General features: G+C 72.9%; 12 protein-coding genes. 7 read left to right on the forward strand and 5 right to left on the reverse strand.

Features of this window, described 5'->3' with window-relative positions; genetic code table 11:
* Positions 1-33: 33 nt before the first annotated feature.
* From ACFYPC_RS35125 to ACFYPC_RS35135, 3 genes are read left to right on the forward strand one after another with little or no spacing between them, the layout of a single operon-like run.
* Complete coding sequence (locus ACFYPC_RS35125; RefSeq protein WP_391891331.1) at positions 34-1,158, forward strand: glycosyltransferase family 4 protein; 1,125 nt, start codon at positions 34-36, stop codon at positions 1,156-1,158.
* Entirely contained in the window at positions 1,155-2,309 is a 1,155-nt protein-coding gene (locus ACFYPC_RS35130; RefSeq protein WP_391891333.1) for a glycosyltransferase, read from the forward strand. Before ACFYPC_RS35125 ends, ACFYPC_RS35130 begins: the two co-directional genes overlap by 4 nt.
* On the forward strand, positions 2,306-3,163 hold the full coding sequence (locus tag ACFYPC_RS35135; protein ID WP_391891335.1) for an SGNH/GDSL hydrolase family protein: 858 nt from the start codon (positions 2,306-2,308) through the stop codon (positions 3,161-3,163). Before ACFYPC_RS35130 ends, ACFYPC_RS35135 begins: the two co-directional genes overlap by 4 nt.
* A 25-nt stretch (positions 3,164-3,188) precedes the next feature.
* Here ACFYPC_RS35135 and ACFYPC_RS35140 read toward each other — a convergent pair whose 3' ends face one another.
* From ACFYPC_RS35140 to ACFYPC_RS35160, 5 genes are read right to left on the reverse strand one after another with little or no spacing between them, the layout of a single operon-like run.
* A complete protein-coding gene (locus ACFYPC_RS35140; protein WP_391891337.1) occupies positions 3,189-4,058 on the reverse strand; it encodes a biotin-dependent carboxyltransferase family protein in 870 nt (289 codons plus the stop codon).
* Positions 4,055-4,672 (reverse strand): 5-oxoprolinase subunit PxpB, encoded by a 618-nt coding sequence (gene pxpB, locus ACFYPC_RS35145; RefSeq protein WP_391891339.1) that lies wholly within the window; start codon positions 4,670-4,672, stop codon positions 4,055-4,057. The genes ACFYPC_RS35140 and pxpB overlap by 4 nt, the downstream gene beginning before the upstream one ends.
* Positions 4,669-5,427, reverse strand: coding sequence for a LamB/YcsF family protein (locus tag ACFYPC_RS35150; RefSeq protein ID WP_391891341.1), 759 nt, complete (start codon positions 5,425-5,427; stop codon positions 4,669-4,671). Before ACFYPC_RS35150 ends, pxpB begins: the two co-directional genes overlap by 4 nt.
* 19 nt (positions 5,428-5,446) lie before the next feature.
* A complete protein-coding gene (locus ACFYPC_RS35155) occupies positions 5,447-6,298 on the reverse strand; it encodes a putative hydro-lyase (protein WP_391891343.1) in 852 nt (283 codons plus the stop codon).
* Positions 6,295-7,614, reverse strand: a complete 1,320-nt coding sequence (locus ACFYPC_RS35160) for an MFS transporter (RefSeq protein WP_391891345.1) — start codon at positions 7,612-7,614, stop codon at positions 6,295-6,297. Before ACFYPC_RS35160 ends, ACFYPC_RS35155 begins: the two co-directional genes overlap by 4 nt.
* 179 nt (positions 7,615-7,793) lie before the next feature.
* Here ACFYPC_RS35160 and ACFYPC_RS35165 point away from each other — a divergent pair, with 179 nt between their 5' ends.
* The 4 genes from ACFYPC_RS35165 to ACFYPC_RS35180 all read left to right on the forward strand — a co-directional run bounded on the left by ACFYPC_RS35165 (position 7,794) and on the right by ACFYPC_RS35180 (position 16,345).
* The gene (locus ACFYPC_RS35165) at positions 7,794-8,498 is read left to right on the forward strand and encodes a GntR family transcriptional regulator (RefSeq protein ID WP_391891347.1); all 705 of its coding nucleotides are present in this window, start codon (positions 7,794-7,796) and stop codon (positions 8,496-8,498) included.
* Between the two features lie 299 nt (positions 8,499-8,797).
* Positions 8,798-10,324, forward strand: coding sequence for a hypothetical protein (locus ACFYPC_RS35170; protein ID WP_391891349.1), 1,527 nt, complete (start codon positions 8,798-8,800; stop codon positions 10,322-10,324).
* A 217-nt stretch (positions 10,325-10,541) separates the two neighbouring features.
* Positions 10,542-11,420 carry a hypothetical protein gene (locus tag ACFYPC_RS35175; protein ID WP_391891351.1) on the forward strand — a complete coding sequence of 293 codons (879 nt, stop codon included), beginning with the start codon at positions 10,542-10,544 and terminating at the stop codon, positions 11,418-11,420.
* 74 nt (positions 11,421-11,494) lie between these two features.
* Positions 11,495-16,345 (forward strand): hypothetical protein, encoded by a 4,851-nt coding sequence (locus ACFYPC_RS35180; protein ID WP_391891353.1) that lies wholly within the window; start codon positions 11,495-11,497, stop codon positions 16,343-16,345.
* The last annotated feature ends 4 nt before the right edge of the window (positions 16,346-16,349 follow it).

The following is a 16,349-nucleotide window of genomic DNA, read 5'->3' on the forward strand; positions in this document are numbered from 1 at the left end:
CACCGCCACGTCCAGCCGGGCGAGAACACGGGTATGCGAGTCGTCATCGTGACCGAATCCTTTCCCCCCGATGTGAACGGCGTGGCCCACTGCGCGCTTCAGACCGCCCGGCACCTCGTCGATCGCGGTCACGTTCCCCTCGTCGTCGCCCCGGCCACCGCCGCCGGGAGCGGGCCCGACGCCACCGCGCCGTGCCCTGTCGTCCGAATCCCCTCCATTCCGCTCCCGGGCTACCCCCAGGTCCGCGTCGCCCTCCCCAGCCGACGCGTCGCCGCGGCGATCACCGAACACCGCGCGGACATCGTTCACCTGGCCAGCCCCTTCATCCTCGGCGTCCGCGGTATGGCCGCGGCCACCCGCCTCGGCATCCCCGCCGTCGCCGTCTACCAGACCGACCTCGCCGGATACGCCCGTACGTACGTGGGCGCCGGCGAGGCCACCGCGTGGCGGCGCATTCGCTCCGTGCACGCCGCCGCGGACCGGACGCTCGCTCCGTCCAGCGTGGCCCTGCACGACCTGGAGGCACACGGAGTGCCGCGGGTGAAGCTGTGGGCGCGTGGCGTGGACACAGAGCGCTTCCGTCCCGACCGCCGGGACGAGGCGATGCGCCGCGAGCTGGCGCCGAACGGTGAGCTGATCGTCGGTTACGTCGGCAGGCTCGCTCCCGAGAAGCAGGTCGAACTGCTCTCCGGGGTATGCGGCCTGGACGGCGTGCGTCTCGTGATCGTGGGCGACGGACCGAGTCAGGACAGCCTCACCGAGCAGCTGCCCGGAGCGGTCTTCCTCGGGCGTCGCACGGGCGACGAACTCGCCCGGATCTTCGCCTCGCTGGACGTCTTCGCACACACCGGCCCGTTCGAGACCTTCTGCCAGACCGTGCAGGAGGCCATGGCCAGCGGGGTGCCCGTCGTCGCGCCGGCCGCGGGCGGACCGCTCGACCTGGTGGCCCACGGGCGTACCGGGTTCCTGGTGCCGCCGCGCGACGCGGCCGCCGTTCGCGACGCGGTGTGGGCCCTGGCCGCCGATCCGGCGCTCCGGGCCGCCTACGGTGCCGCGGCCCGGGACATGGTCGAGGGCAGAACCTGGGCCGCCGTCGGCGATCAGCTCATCGGGCACTACAGCGACGTGCTCTCCGCGCGGACGGCGGTGGCGGCGTGAGCCTGCGCATCGTACGGCTCGCCAACTTCGTCGCCCCCGCCTCCGGGGGCCTGCGCACCGCGCTGCGGGAGCTGGGCACGGGCTACCTGGCCGCGGGACATGAGCCGGTGCTCATCGTCCCCGGCGAGCGCGCCACCGACCGTGAGACCGAGCAGGGGCGCGTCATCACGCTTCCCGGGCCGGTGCTGCCCGGTACCGGCGGCTATCGCGTGCTCACGGACAAGCGGCGGGTCGCCCGGCTCCTGGAGTCGCTCGCTCCCGACCGCCTGGAGGTCTCCGACCGCACCACCCTGCGCTGGACCGGCGTGTGGGCGCGGCGGGCCCGGGTGCCCGCCGTGATGGTCTCCCACGAGACCGCCGACGGCGTGCTGCGGACCTGGGGGCTCCCCGAGGGGTTGGCCCGGCGCACCGCGGACGCCCTCAACGTGCGGACGGCGCACACCTACTCACGTGTGGTGTGCACCACGGAATTCGCCGAGCGCGAGTTCGTCCGGATCGGCGCCCGCAACGTCGTACGCGCCCCGCTGGGCGTCGATCTGGTGGGACGGGACCCCGCACTGCGGGATCCCGCAGTGCGGGCCCGCTACGCGCGCGTGGACCAGGCTCTGCTCGTGATGTGCTCCAGACTGTCCGTCGAGAAGCGTCCGGGTACGGCGCTGGACGGGCTGGAGGCGCTGCTGCGGCGCGGACAGCGCGCGGTCCTCGTCGTCGCCGGCGACGGACCGCTGCGGACCCGGCTCGAACAGCGAGCCCGGGAGCGCAGGCTGCCCGTCACCTTCCTCGGACACCTCGCGGACCGCGCCGCGCTCGGCGCGCTCCAGGCCTCCGCCGACGTCTGCCTGGCCCCCGGGCCCGCCGAGACGTTCGGGCTCGCCGCCCTGGAGGCGATGGCCTGCGGTACGCCGGTGGTGGCGAGCTCCCTGTCCGCCCTGCCGGAGGTCATCGGGTCCGCCGGGGCCACCGCCGCGGACAACGGGGACTCCTTCGCGGACGCGGTGCGGCTGCTCCTTGGGCGTCCCGAGGGGCAGCGCAGGGAAGCGGCACGCGCGCGTGCGGAGTGTTTCGGCTGGAGCACCGCCGTCGAGGGCTTCCTCGCCGCGCACGACGCGGTGGTCGAGGCGCGGCCGCGCCTTCAGGAGGGCGTGGGATGAGACCGCTTCGTTTCGTCGCCCTCGGGGACTCGCTGACGGAAGGCGTGGGCGACCCCGTCGGGGAGGTCTGGCGGGGATGGGCCGCACTGCTCGCCCGGGGTCTCGCCCCGGCGGACGCACCCGTGGAGTTCATCAACCTGGCGGTCAGCGGCGCTCAGACACGGGATGTGCTGGAGCGCCAGACGCCCGAGGCAATGGCCCTCGGACCTGACGTGGTCTCCGTCGTCATAGGAGTCAACGACACCCTGCGGTACACCTTCGACATCCACTCCGTGGCCGCACGGCTCGACAAGGTGTACGCGGCGTTCCGGGCCCAGGGAGCGGTGGTGATGACGGCCTGCCTCCCCGATCCCGGCTACATGCTCGGGCTGCCGGGCGCGCTGGCGCGGCCGCTGGCCCGGCGGCAGCGGGCTGTCAACGCGGTCGTGCACGCCCTGTCCGAGCGGCACGGGGCGCTGCATCTGCACGCCGCCGAGGAGGACTGGCTGAAGGACCGCGCGATGTGGAGCGCGGACAAACTGCACCCAGGGGAGCGGGGGCACCGGGCGCTGGCGCTCCGGTTCCACGCGCTGCTCGCGGAGCAGGGCATCGCCGCCGGTGTCCAGCCCGCGGCCGAGCCCGAGTTCCCCGCGCCCACGCGGTCGGCGAGCCTCTGGTGGCTGGCCACCGCCGGGACCGGGTGGGTCGCGCGGCGCTGCACGGACCTGCTCCCGCAACTGCTCACCCTCGCCGCAGCCGAAGTACGCCACAAGGCTCGCGGTACCAGCGCACGCCTCGACCTGAGCGCCTCGCACGCCGTGGCCGCCGCGCTGGCCGCCCTGTCGGTGACCGAACACCAGCCGGACCCGGCGTGACGGTTCGGCCGGTGTCCGGACAGCTTCAACGCCGGTGTACGGCCACGAAGCGGACCGGCGTGCCGGGGACGGCCTGAGCAGCTGCCGGGAGGTCGGCCGGGCGGACGACAGCGATCACCGGATACCCGCCGGTGGTCGGGTGGTCGGCCAGGAAGACCACCGGCCTGCCGTCGGGCGGTACCTGGACGGCACCCAGGACCATGCCCTCACTGGGCAGTTCGCCGGAAACGGCCCTCTCCAGTGAGGGCCCTTCCGTACGCAGGCCGATGCGGTTGCTCGCCGACGACACCCGGTAGACCCGGGTGGTCAGGGTGCGCAGGGCCGACGCGGTGAACCAGTCGTCGCGCGGGCCCGGCGTCACCCGCAGGACCAGTTCGGACGGCGGCGCGGGGTGCGGGACCACGTCCACGCGCGTGTAGACGGCTTCGGGGCGGCCAAGGGGCAGCACCGTGCCGTCCGTCAGGGGCGGGGGGCCAAGGCCCGACAGGAGGTCCGTCGAGCGGCTGCCGAGGACGGGATCCACGGCGAGCCCTCCGGAGACGGCCACATAGCTGCGCAGTCCCGCGCGCGCGGGACCGACGTCCAGCAGCGCGCCTGCGGGTACACGCAGGGCCGCTCCCCAGGGCGCGGGACGGCCGTCCACGGTGACCGGGCAGGGCGCGCCCGCCACCGCCACGGTGATCGGCGAACGCGGGCGCAGAGCACACCCGTTGAGCGTCGTCTCCAGGACGGCCGCTTCGCAGGCGTTCCCGACGAGCCGGTTGGCCAGCGCCGCGGCCGGCCGGTCGAGCGCGCCGGAGCGCGGAACGCCGAGGTGGGCGTGGCCGGGGCGCCCGTGGTCCTGGACCGTGGTCAGGGCCCCGGCACGCACGACGGAGAGGGCCCGGTCCGTCATGAGCGCCCCGTCGGCACGAAACGGACCCGCGTGCCCGGAGCCAGCAGCGCGGCCGGCACGCGCGCGTGGTCCCACAGCACCGCGTCCGTCGTCCCGATCAGCTGCCAGCCGCCCGGCGAGGAGCGCGGGTACACACCGGTGTACGGGCCCGCGAGCGCCACGGAACCCGCCGGAACCGTCGTACGCGGAGTGGCCCGACGGGGAACGTCGTACTCGGACGGCAGGCCCGTGAGGTATCCGAAGCCGGGCGCGAACCCGCAGAAGGCGACGCGGAACTCGGCCGCCGCGTGGATCTCCGGCACCCGGTGCTCCGGCACGCCCCACAGGGCCGCGACGTCCGCCAGGTCGGGGCCGTCGTACCGTACCGGGATCTCGATCGCCTGGTCCGCTCGCGCGGGCAGTGCCGGGATGTCCCAGGAGGCGAGGCGGGCCGCCAGGCGCACGGGGTCGTCCAGGCCGTCCAGGAGGACCGTGCGGGCCGCCGGCACGATCTCCGTGACCGAGAGGGAGCCGTCCGCACGGCGGCGCAGCAGTTCCGAGTGCAGAGCCTGGGCCTCGTCACCCGAGGAGACCTCGACGAGCAGGGCGCGGTCGCCGACCGGCAGTGCCCTCATGCGAACGCCTCCACGCGGACGCCCGAGGACTCGAGCCCGGCGCGGACCCGGCGGGCCATGTCCACCGCGCCCGGGGTGTCCCCGTGCAGGCACAGGGAGCGGGCGCGGACCGGGACGCGCTCCCCGGAGTGCGAGGTCACGACGCCGAATCGGGCCAGGCCCAGCGAGCGTTCGAGGACGGTGTCAGGGTCCGTGATCACCGCGCCGTCCTGGGCGCGCGGCACCAGGGTGCCCTCCTCGGTGTACGCGCGGTCCGCGAACGCCTCGGTGACAGTGGGCAGTCCCGCCCGCTCGGCCAGCTTCAGGAAACGGGAGGACGGGAGACCGAGGACGGGCAGGGAGGCGTCCGCGAGCAGTACGCCGTCGACGACCGCCCCCGCCTGCTCCTCGTCGTGCACGACGCGGTTGTAGAGCGCGCCGTGCGGCTTCACGTACGACACGCGTGACCCCGCCGCACGCGCGAAGACCTGCAGGGCGCCGATCTGGTAAGCCACTTCGGCCGTCAGTTCCTCGGGCGGCACATCCATCGCGCGCCGCCCGAAACCCGCCAGGTCGCGGTAGGAGACCTGGGCGCCGATCCGTACACCGCGCTCGGCCGCCAGCTCGCACACCCGCCGCATGGTGGTCGCGTCCCCGGCGTGGAAACCGCAGGCCACATTGGCGCTGGTGACGACCGACAGCAGCTGTTCGTCGTCGGTCAGGTGCCAGCGGCCGAAGCCCTCGCCCAGGTCGGCGTTGAGATCGATCGGTGTCATAAGGCGCTGTCTCTCCTGTTCAGGCCACGCGGTACTGCTCGTCACGAGTGTCCGTGACGAACATCTGGCCGGGTGCGTGGGTGATGGCGAAAGGCGGGCGGGACGCCATCACAGCCGCTTGGGGCGTCACGCCGCACGCCCAGAACACCGGGATGTCGCCCGGCTCGGCGTCCACATGGTCGCCAAAGTCGGGGTGCGCGAGATCCTCGATACCCAGCCCGGACGGCTCGCCGCAGTGCACCGGACTTCCGTGCACGGCGGGCAGCAGACTGCTCTCCCGGATGGCCGCGGCCAGGTGCTCGGGCGGGACCGGGCGCATCGAGACCACCATGGGGCCGTGCAGCCGCCCGGCCGGACGGCACTGGCGTCCCGTCACGTACATGGAGACGTTGCGGCCCTGCTCGATGTGGCGCATCGGGACACCCGCCTCGCTCAGCGCCCACTCGAAGGTGAAGCTGCACCCGATGAGGAACGAGACGAGGTCGCCGCGCCAGTGACCGACCACGTCCGTGGGCTCGGCCACCAACTCGCCGTGTTCCCACACCCGGTAGCGCGGCAGGTCGGTGCGCAGGTCCGCGCCCTCGGCGAGCGGAGTGGTCCAGGAGCCGGCGTCGGTGACGTCCAGGACCGGGCAGGGCTTCGGATTGCGCTGGCAGAACAGCAGCATGTCGTACGCCCAGTCGGCGGGCACCGAGATCAGGTTCGCCTGGGTGTGGCCCGCGGCGACTCCGGCGGTGGGACCCGACACGCCCGAACGGAACCTGGCGCGCGCCTTCTTGGGGGTCCACGCGTGTGCGTGGCTGTCGAGGACGCTCAACGGGCGGTCCTGGGTGGCACGGCCGGCTGGACTGACAGGGGTCAGAGAGGTCACAGGAGTTCCTTTCCACGCGTCTCGGGGAGCCCGATCAGCGCCAGCGCCGCGAGGGCGTATCCGATGGCGCCGAAGACCAGCGCTCCGCCCACGCCCCAGCTGTCGGCCAGGAAGCCGACCGTGGTGGGGAAGACGGCGCCCACGGCCCGCCCGGTGTTGTACGTGAAGCCCTGCCCCGTGCCGCGCACCGCCGTCGGGTACAGCTCGCTGAGGAAGGAGCCGAAGCCGCTGAAGATGGCCGACATACAGAAGCCGAGCGGGAAACCGAGCACCAGGACAAGGGTGTTGGCGCCGCTCGGGATGTTGGCGTACGCCAGGATGCACACCGCCGAGAGGATCGCGAAGAGCAGGATGTTGCGCTTGCGGCCCAGTCTGTCGGTGAGATAGCCGCCGGTGAGGTAGCCGATGAAGGCCCCGGAGATCAGGAACGTGAGGTAGCCGCCGGTGCCGACGACGGACAGCCCGCGCTCCGTCTTGAGATAGGTGGGCACCCAGGTGGCCAGCGTGTAGTAGCCGCCCTGGACACCCGTCGACAGCAGTACCGCGAAGAATGTGGTGCGCAGGAGGCCGGGGCCGTCGGCCGTGGCGGGCTTGAAGATCGCCGTGAACGAGCCCTTCTTGGCGCTCTTCTCACGCACGGCGGCCGCTTTCGGAGCGTCCTCCACCCGGCGGCGCACCCAGACGACGAGCAGCGCGGGCAGCGCGCCGGTCCAGAACATCACGCGCCAGGCGAGATCGTCGTCGAGGAACTGGAAGACCATCGTGTAGACGATCACTGCCAGACCCCAGCCGACGGCCCAGGAACTCTGGATCGCGCCGAGCGTACGGCCCCGGTGCTTGGGACTCGCGTACTCGGCGACCAGGATCGCGCCGACCGCCCACTCGCCGCCGAAACCGAGCCCCTGAAGGGCGCGGAAAACCAGCAGCGTCTCGTAGTTGGGCGCGAAACCGCAGGCGACGGTGAACACCGCGTACGTGATCACGGTGATCATCAGGGCCTTGACGCGCCCGATCCGGTCCGCGACCACGCCCGCGATGGCGCCACCGACCGCCGAGACGACCAGCGTGACAGTGGTGAACAGGCCGGTCTGGCCGCTGTCCAGGCCGAAGTACGCCGCCAGCGCGACCATGCTCAGCGGCAGTGTGAAGTAGTCGTACGAGTCGAGGCCGTAGCCGCCGAAGGCGCCCGCGAAGGCACGGCGGCCACGCGGGCCGAGAGCGTGCAGCCAGGCGAACGGGCCGTCCTGGGTGGTGGGTTCAGCCGCCTCGGAGCGGTCTTCGGCGGTCAGGGCCTGGGGCGGAGGGGTCGTGCTCATGGGCACCTCGCAATGAGGGACGGAGGGTGCTTGGACTGAGCCGTGCCGTGCGGGAAGCGCGTAGGCGCCGCGATTTCGCGGCCATGCGACCGACGCCTGACCGATAAGGTAGAGGATCGTTGAACGATCCCTCAATACCTATGTTGTTTCGTTCTTGTATCTGCGATTGAATTCCGGTCATGGCAGAGCTGACCGGACTGGCCGACGACCGGGCCCTGCTGGGCCGCACCAGCACCGCCGAGCGAGTCGCGGACATCCTCAGGAGTCGCATCGCCGAGGGGTACTTCCCGCCCGGCACCCGGCTGTCCGAGGACAGCATCGGCGGAGCACTCGGCGTCTCGCGCAACACCCTGCGCGAGGCGTTCCGGCTGCTCACGCACGAGCGGCTGCTCGTCCACGAGCTCAACCGCGGGGTGTTCGTACGGGTCCTGACTGTCGAGGATGTCGAGGACATCTACCGCACCCGCACGCTCGTCGAGTGTGCCGTCGTCCGGGGTCTCGGTGAGCCGCCGTACGCCGTGGACGGCCTCGCGACAGCCGTGGCGAACGGGCAGCGGGCGGCGCGCGAAGGCGAGTGGACGGGCGTCTCGACGGCCAACATCCACTTCCACCGGGAGCTCGTCGCGCTCGCCGGGAGCGCCCGCACCGACGAGCTGATGCGCAGCGTCTTCGCCGAACTGCGCCTCGCGTTCCACGTGGTGGACGACCCGCGACGGCTGCACGAGCCGTATCTCGTGCGCAACCGCGAGATCCTCCAGACCCTTCAGAAGGGCGACCGGGACGAGGCCGAGCGGCTGCTCGCGGTCTATCTCGACGACTCGCGCGAGGGGCTCGTCGCGGTGTACGGGCGGCGGGTGGCCGACGGGGCGCAGGGGACCGGCTGAGGGCGGCCGACGGGGCGCAGGGGACCGGCTGAGGGCGGCGGACGGGGCGCAGGGGGCCGGCTGAGGGTGGCGAGGTCGGCAGTGCGGCCTCGGTCGTTGGGTCGGTGGTCTTCCGCGCCTCGCCAGAGCTTGGGTCGGTGGTCCTCCCCGCCTCGCCAGAGCTGCTGTGACGGCGGTTGCTTCTGCGTGGTTGCGGCCGGTGGGGCGGCAGTTGCCTTTGTGTGGTTATGGCTGTTGAGCTGGCGGTCGCTTCTGCGTCGTTTCGACCGTTGTCAGACCGAGGATCTAGTCTGTGCAGCGTGACTTCGCCTGCATCGACGGACAGTGTTCCGCCCCAGCTCAGCGCGGGGCCGCGCCCGGCCCCGGGCCCGGCCGCCGACGAGGGTCTGGCGCGGCGGCTGCGCGCGCTCGCCTGCACCGCGCCGTTGCACGACCTCGACGTACGCAAAGCGAATCTCGCCGGTGAGTACTCGGTCTACGGGATGGCGGAGGTGGCTCTCGCCGCCATCGACCTCGTGACACTGAACATGGACTTCGACACGGGCGCCGACCACGACCAGATAGTGGCCAGGCTCATCCCGCGCATCGCCGCACAGGCCCCGAGGCGGCCCGTCGCCGAGCACGAGCGCGTCGCCCGCTGGGTCCTGGAGAACCTGATCAACGTCGGCAGCGTCGACCGCGGCTTCCGGGCCGTGTACGGCACGTTCGCACCCGACGGCTCCTATGTACGCCGGGACTACGACTTCAAGCTGATCGAGGAGGTCCCCGGATACGGCGGAAGTGTGTATCTCCGTACGACGGATGAAGCGGTCAACGTGCTCGTCGGCGCCCTCGACACCGACGTCACCAGTGCGCAGATCGCCGCAGAGGTCAAGCTGGAGGTGCTGATCAGCCGCGGCCGGCTCGCCGACGCCCAACTCGCCGCCGAACAGGCCAGATACCGGACCGTGCAGTTCTCGGAGACCCTCCGCAGGGCGCTGGACGCGACCCGGCGCAATGTGCGGGCCGTTGACTGGCTGCAGACCGTCCCCGACATGATCGCGGAGGCCCTCGACCACGTCGCCGACCGGTACCGCCATGAGAACGCGATCCTCACCAACATCCGCAAGGCCCGCGACGAGTCCGAGGACCCCGAACAGAAGCGGCGTGCCGCCGAGCTCGTCGACATCGTCAAGGACTGCATCCGCAGGCATACGCAGTTGCAGTCCCGGCTCCTGGAGGCCGGGCCGCTGTTCCGTGCCGAGCAGGACCGGCAGGCCTTCGCCACGCCCATGACGACCTCGGGGATTGATCTCTACGGTCATCTCGTAGCGCCCTTGCTGCCGTTGCCGGTCGAGCAGGCACTGAGGGTGACGGACGCGTTCTTCGCCCGCGGGACGGGGCTGCGGACGCCGGTGTCGGTGCGGGTCGGGGACCTCGTGGACATACTGCTGACGCCTCCCATGGAGCGGGAGCATCTGGGTGCGGAGATGCCGGAGCCGGATCTGATCGCCACGCCCGACGACAGCCGGTTCAGTGAGGAACAGCTCGCCGGTGCCATGGAGTTGCTCGACCTGCCTGCGGATGCGCCGCGGCGGTTGTCCGGGCTGCTTGCGGACGCCCGGCGGCGGGACCCTGAACTGCCCTACCTCGTCGCTCTGTTGGCGGTGCACGCGGCCAGCCCGCCGGTCGGGACGGCTTACCGGCAGGGGGAGCAGAAGCTGTTGTTCGCCGTGGACGACGGGACGGAGCTGGACGACCCGGAGTTCGGTGGGGCCGACCTCATCGTTGGCATGGCCTTGCTGGATGCGGTGGGGATGGCCGCCGGCAGGTCGGAGGCGGCGTGATGGTGTTCGGGTCGTCGTTCGGCAGCGGGCCGGCCGTGGCTGGTCGCACTGACGCGGTGGAGCCGCTCGGACGCGGCGCGGTGGTGGTCGGTCCGTCGTTCGGCAGCGGAACGCCCGTGGCTGGTCGTGCCCAGGCCGCGGAGCCGCTTGATGTCACGCCCTGCGCCCCTTACTCAGCTGCCGTCGCCCTCGTTCATCGGACCAAGGAGTCTCACCTGTGACTGAGCACGTCGAGTGGAGTGAGCCGGAGGCTACCGCCGCGCCGGCGACTGCCGCCGTCACCCCGGCCGACGCCGCCGATGCCGCGCGGCTCGTCGCCTTCGGGCTGCAGCCCAAGCTGCAGCCTGCGCGCGACCAGGAGTACGCCGAGCTGCTGCGGCGGTACCGCGAGGACCCGCCCTTCGCGCGGCTGGCGGACGCCGTGGCGGCCGGGCTGGGGCTGGTCGTCCTGGAGGTGTCCCCACGCGCGGGGATGGCGGTGACCGCCGCCGAGGACTCCGTGTTCGCCGTCCGCATGGGTGACTACGCGCGCCGGGCGTCGACCGATTCAGGAGACCGGTTCCTGCACGGGCTCGCTCATCTCGCTGTCGCCGCCATGTCCTTCCCCCGCCCCGAGGACCTCGCCGACGACGGGTACATCGGCCGGGTCTCGGTCAACGGAGTCGACGCGTTCGTACGGCAGGCCTGCCGCCGGCTGGAGGAGCGTGCCGAGGAGCAGGGACAGAACAGCGATCCGGCGACGGACGCGCCGGGACTGGAAGCGGCCTGGCGGATCTGGACGCGGCGCAGCTCCACCGGGGCCACCAAGGACGCGCGAAGACTGGCCGGTTCCACCACCGGAATCATCGGCAAGGCCGTCGCGTTCCTCACCGACTCAGGGTTTCTGCAGCGCACCGGGGACGACTCCGGAGGCACCTACCGGACGACGGCTCGTTATCAGCTCCAGGTCCGTGACATGGCCGGCAGCGCCGCCATGGCCGAGCTCCTTGAGCTGGGCATCGTCCCGGTGACCGACGGCACGGCGAGTCTGTTGCCCGCCGAGGACACCGACGACGTGGAGCTGGCGGTCGGCGCGGGACTGCCTTTCCACTCCTGACCGAGCCGCTCGACAACCGACCACGTCAGTACCGACCGCCACAACTCCCTTTACGACTACGAGAGTCCGCCGCCATGTACGAGCTGTCCCGGGTCCGCCTCTACTCCATCGGGCCTGCCGGTGCGCGCTACGCCGACACCGTGCTTGACCTGCGAGGAGTGGGTCAGCCGGTGCCCGACCCCGCGCCCACCCAGGCGGAGTTCTTCGAGGAGGAGCCCGTTGGGCCGCCGCGCCGCCCGGCCCCCGCGGGGGTGCTCTTCCTGGAGAACGGCGGCGGGAAGTCGGTGCTGCTCAAGCTGATCTTCTCGGTGATGCTGCCGGGGCACCGGAACACGCTGGGCGGCGCCAGCTCCGGTGTGCTGCGCAAGTTCCTGCTCGCCGACGACTGCGGGCACGTGGCGCTCGAGTGGCAGCACACGCTGACCGGTGAGTGCGTGGTCGTCGGCAAGGTCAGTGAGTGGCGGGGGCGGCAGGTCTCCAATGACCCGCGGAAGTTCGCCGAGGCCTGGTACTCGTTCCGGCCCGGTCCGGGGCTGAGCCTGGACAATCTGCCGGTCGCCGAGGCCACCGCCGTACGGCCGCCCGTGGAGGGCGCGTCCGGGGCGCAGGGGCGGCGGCGCACCATGAAGGGTTTCCGGGACGCGATCACCGAGGCGGGCAAGGCGTATCCGCACCTCGAAGTGCACTGGGAGGAGATCCACGACCGCTGGAACGAACACCTCGGAGACCTGGGCCTGGACCCCGAACTCTTCCGCTACCAGCGGGAGATGAACGCCGACGAGGGTGAGGCAGCCGGTCTCTTCGCGGTCAAGAAGGACTCCGACTTCACCGACCTGCTGCTGCGCGCGGTCACCGACACCCGGGACACGGACGGACTCGCCGACCTGGTCGGCGGTTTCGGCAACAAGCTGGGGCGGCGCGCCGAACTCATCGCCGAGCGGGATTTCACGGCCGGGTCCGTGGATCTGCTCGGGCGGATCGTCGAAGCCGCCGAGGCGCGAGCACGCGCGCGTGACATCCACGCGGGCGCCGAGCGCCGTACGAGGACACTGGCCAGGCGGCTGTCCGCGCGTGCTGTGCGGGAGCGGGGCCGGGCCGGTGAACTGGCGCAACGGGTCACCGGCGCCGCGCACACCGTCACCGAGGCCGAGGGCGCCCGCTCGACGAGTGCGCTGATCTCGGCGGAACTGGCCTACCGGCACGCTTCGTTGGCACTCGCCGGGGCCGAGAAGGCCGCGGCCGCGCAGAAGCGTGAGCTGGCCGACGCGCGCACGCTGCATTCCGCCTGGCAGGCCGCCGAGGCCGTGCTGCGCCATCGCTCGGCCGCCGACCGCTCCGCGCGCGTGGCCGCCGCGATCCGCGAGGCCGAGCGGGATGCAGCGCCGGCGCTCGCGGCGCGGGCCAAGGCCGCCGTCGACCTCGTACGGGCCCTGCACCGCGCCGCCGACGGTGCAGAGGCGCTCGCCAACGAGGAGGAGGAGCGGTCCGCCGGGCTCCAGGAGGTCGGCGAGACGGCCCACGCGGACGCGACCGCGGCTGCCACCGCCGCACAGCGTGCCCGTAGTGAGGTCGGGCATCTGCGGCAGCGCCTGAGCGAGGTCGAGCAGGAGACGGCCGAGGCAGTGCGGGCCGGATGGCTCGACGACAGCGCTCCGGACGCCGACCCGGCGCGGGCCGCGCTCGCCGCCAGCGACGCCGAGAAGACGGCCGTCGCCGCCTGGGACACCGCCCGGGAGGCCTCGCGACAGGCCTCGGAGCACGCTCGCGAGGCGGCTTCCGCGGCGTCCCGCGCGGAGCTGACGGCAGCCCGCGCGGCGGACGCGGCGACGGCGGCCGAGCGGTCGTACGAGGCCGAGCGGGGGACCGCGGAGGGGCTGGCGGGGGAGGAGCGGCTCGCGGAGTTGCTGAGCCTGCCGGGTGCCTCCGGCGCAGGGCGCGGTGGGGTGCCGGTGCCCCGGGCCGCAGCGGACGGTTCCGCGGGACCGGGGGCGGCGGCCGGCGCCTCCGACCTCGTCGGCGGCGACCCGCGGGGCGGTACGGCGCGCAAGCGCCCCGGCCCGGGTGACAGCGGTTCCGCGCTCGGGGTACAGGGCGCTTCTGACACCCACGCCGGGGACGGTGGCGCGGCGGCTGCCCGCTCCCGCTCCGGTCGCGCGGCCCGGGGAGCGGGCAAGGTCCTCACCGAGGCCTGGCCGACGCAAGAACGCGCCCTCGCCCCCGAGCAGTTGGATCACTACGCCGACGAACTGCGTGAGCTGCTCGACGACGGTGTCGCCTCCGCCGAGCGCCAGCTCTTCGACCTGCGCACCGCCGCGGCCGACGACGCGCGGATCCTCGGGGCGCTCGGCGAAGGGGGACTGCTGCCGCCCGGCCCGGACGTGCTCGCCACCGTCGAGTTCCTCGGAGAGCACGGGATCCCCGCGCTGCCCGGGTGGCGCTACCTCGCCCAGGCCGTCGACCCCGTCGACCACGCGCGCGTCCTGGCTGCCCGGCCCGAGCTGGTCGACGGCGTGATCATCACGGACCCGGCCACCCACGCCCGGGCCCGCGAGGCGCTGAGCGACGCCGCCCTGCTGCCGAGGTCCGCCGTGGCGGTCGGTACCGCCGCCGCACTGCTCGCCCCGACTCCGGCGCCAGACGCGGGCGACGGTGACGTCTTCCTCGTACCGCCGAACCCGGCCATGCACGACGAGCATGCCGCCGACGAGGAGCGCCAGGCGCTGCGCACGCGTGCGACACGGCGGGACGTGGAGATCCGCGAGCTGGCAGGGCGGCTCGCCAAGGACCGTGAGCTGGCGGCGCGGCTCGCGTCCTGGCGCACCGGGTGCCCGGCGGGGCGGCTCGTCGACCTCGCCGCGACCGCCCGGGACGCGCGCGCGTTCGCCGAGGAGGCCGAGGCCGAACTGGTCGAGGCGCGCACTGTGCGGGCCGAAGCCGACGAGGCCGCTGCCGAGGCCGCTCTGGTACGGGACGAGCGGCAGGAGGCCGCCCAACGCGCCCGGCGCGCCGCCGACGCCCTCGCAGGGCTCGCGTTCCGGTTGCGCGAGCGGGCCGGCTGGCAGGTGAAGCTGCGCGAACTCGCCGACGAGGCAACGGAGTCGGAGGCCCGCGCCCAGGTCTGTCTGGAGCGTGCCCGCGCCGCCGACGAGGACCGCCGCGCCACCCAGCGCGCCGCCGACGACGCGCGCCGCACAGCCCGCGCGCTGCGCGCCGAGCGAGCGGAGATCGCGGGCACCCCCGAAGACGTGCCGGAAGACGAGCCGACGGCCGCGAAGTCGTCCCTGCCCGCCCTCCGCGAGGCATACCGGGCGGCATCGCAGCTGTACGAGAAGGTCGGCGTCGGCGCCGACCTGCGGGCCGAGCAGGCGCGGGCCGAGAGCGAGGAGAGCGCGGCGCTGGCCGAATGGGACCGGCTCAGCAACAAGGTGCGTACGCGCGCGGGGCAGCTCCTGGAATCGCCGGACGGTTCCGACGGCCCGTCCCGGCAGGCCGCGGCCGCCCGCGCCGAGGAGCTCGTGCAGCTCCTGGAGACCCGGATGTCGACTGCCAGCGAGCAGCTCGGGCGACTGCGCGGTGAGGCCGAGCGGCACGCGCCCGAGGACGGTGAGGCCCACACCGAGTTGTCGCAGGAGCTGGTCCCGCGTGACGCCGAGCACGCACAGCTGCTGCTGCGCACGGCAACCGGCGAACTCGCCTCCCGTACCGAGGCGTTGAGCAGGGCGCGCGAAGCCCACGCCGAACTGCTCGACGCCCACCGGGCCGCCGAGGACGCGGGCGGGGGCTTCGACGAGACAGCCGCCCTGCTCAGAGACCTGCTGCGTGAACACTCCGACGAGGAGCACGAGGAGACCGAGCCCTTCCCCGGCAGCCTCGAAGAGGCACGGCACTCGGCCACCGAGGCCCGCCGCTCGCTGCGCGGCTGCGCCGCCGACCTCTCCGCCGCCGAGGCCGCTGTGCGCGAGGCGTCCGACATCCTCGTACGGCATGCCAACTCCACTCGGTTCGAGCAGGTGCGCACTCCGGCGCGGCAGCAGATCCGCGAACTGCCCGCGTCCGCGCTGCCGGAGCACGCCCAGAAGTGGGCGGGCGCCTTCGCACCCCGACTGCGGGTCCTGACGGACGAGTTGGAGCAGTTGGAGCGCAACCGGGACTCGATCGTGGACCGGCTGCGCGGGCTCGTCGAGTCGGCGCTCGCCACCCTGCGGTCCGCGCAGCGGCTGTCACAACTGCCGGAGGGGCTCGGCGAGTGGTCCGGGCAGGAGTTCCTGCGCATCCGGTTCGAGGAGCCCGATCAGGCCACGCTCGCCGAGCGGCTCGGCGAGGTTGTCGACGAGGCCACCCGGGCGGCCGTCAAGAAGAACTCGGACATGCGCCGCGACGGCATGTCGCTGCTGCTGCGCGGGGTCGGCGCCGCGCTCCAGCCGAAGGGCGTCGCCGTCGAGATCCTCAAGCCGGACGCGGTACTGCGCGCCGAGCGGGTCCCCGTCGGGCAGATGGGCGACGTGTTCTCGGGCGGCCAGCTGCTCACCGCCGCCATCGCCCTGTACTGCACGATGGCGGCGCTGCGCAGCAACGACCGAGGCCGCGACAAGCACCGGCACGCGGGCACGCTGTTCCTGGACAACCCCATCGGGCGCGCCAACGCGACGTATCTGCTGGAGCTCCAGCGTGCCGTGTCGGACGCGCTCGGCGTCCAACTCCTCTACACGACGGGCCTGTTCGACACGACCGCGCTCGCCGAGTTCCCGCTGGTCATCCGGTTGCGCAACGACGCCGACCTGCGCGCGGGGCTGAAGTACATCAGCGTGGAGGAACACCTCCGGCCGGGTCTGCCTCAGCAGACTCCGGCCGGTGAGGGGGAGGCGGTGCACAGCGAGATCACGGCGACGCGGATGTTCAAGCGGCCTTCACCGCAGGGCGTGTGACCAG

Origin of the sequence: Streptomyces sp. NPDC005808, from assembly GCF_042871385.1 — a bacterium.
Classification (GTDB): domain Bacteria; phylum Actinomycetota; class Actinomycetes; order Streptomycetales; family Streptomycetaceae; genus Streptomyces.

Coding starts and splice junctions, on each gene's coding strand:
- ACFYPC_RS35125 (WP_391891331.1), top strand. CDS start 34: ATGCGAGTCGTCATCGTGACCGAATCCTTTCCCCCCGATGTGAACGGC.
- ACFYPC_RS35135 (WP_391891335.1), top strand. CDS start 2,306: ATGAGACCGCTTCGTTTCGTCGCCCTCGGGGACTCGCTGACGGAAGGC.
- ACFYPC_RS35140 (WP_391891337.1), bottom strand. CDS start 4,058: ATGACGGACCGGGCCCTCTCCGTCGTGCGTGCCGGGGCCCTGACCACG.
- pxpB (WP_391891339.1), bottom strand. CDS start 4,672: ATGAGGGCACTGCCGGTCGGCGACCGCGCCCTGCTCGTCGAGGTCTCC.
- ACFYPC_RS35150 (WP_391891341.1), bottom strand. CDS start 5,427: ATGACACCGATCGATCTCAACGCCGACCTGGGCGAGGGCTTCGGCCGC.
- ACFYPC_RS35160 (WP_391891345.1), bottom strand. CDS start 7,614: ATGAGCACGACCCCTCCGCCCCAGGCCCTGACCGCCGAAGACCGCTCC.
- ACFYPC_RS35165 (WP_391891347.1), top strand. CDS start 7,794: ATGGCAGAGCTGACCGGACTGGCCGACGACCGGGCCCTGCTGGGCCGC.
- ACFYPC_RS35180 (WP_391891353.1), top strand. CDS start 11,495: ATGTACGAGCTGTCCCGGGTCCGCCTCTACTCCATCGGGCCTGCCGGT.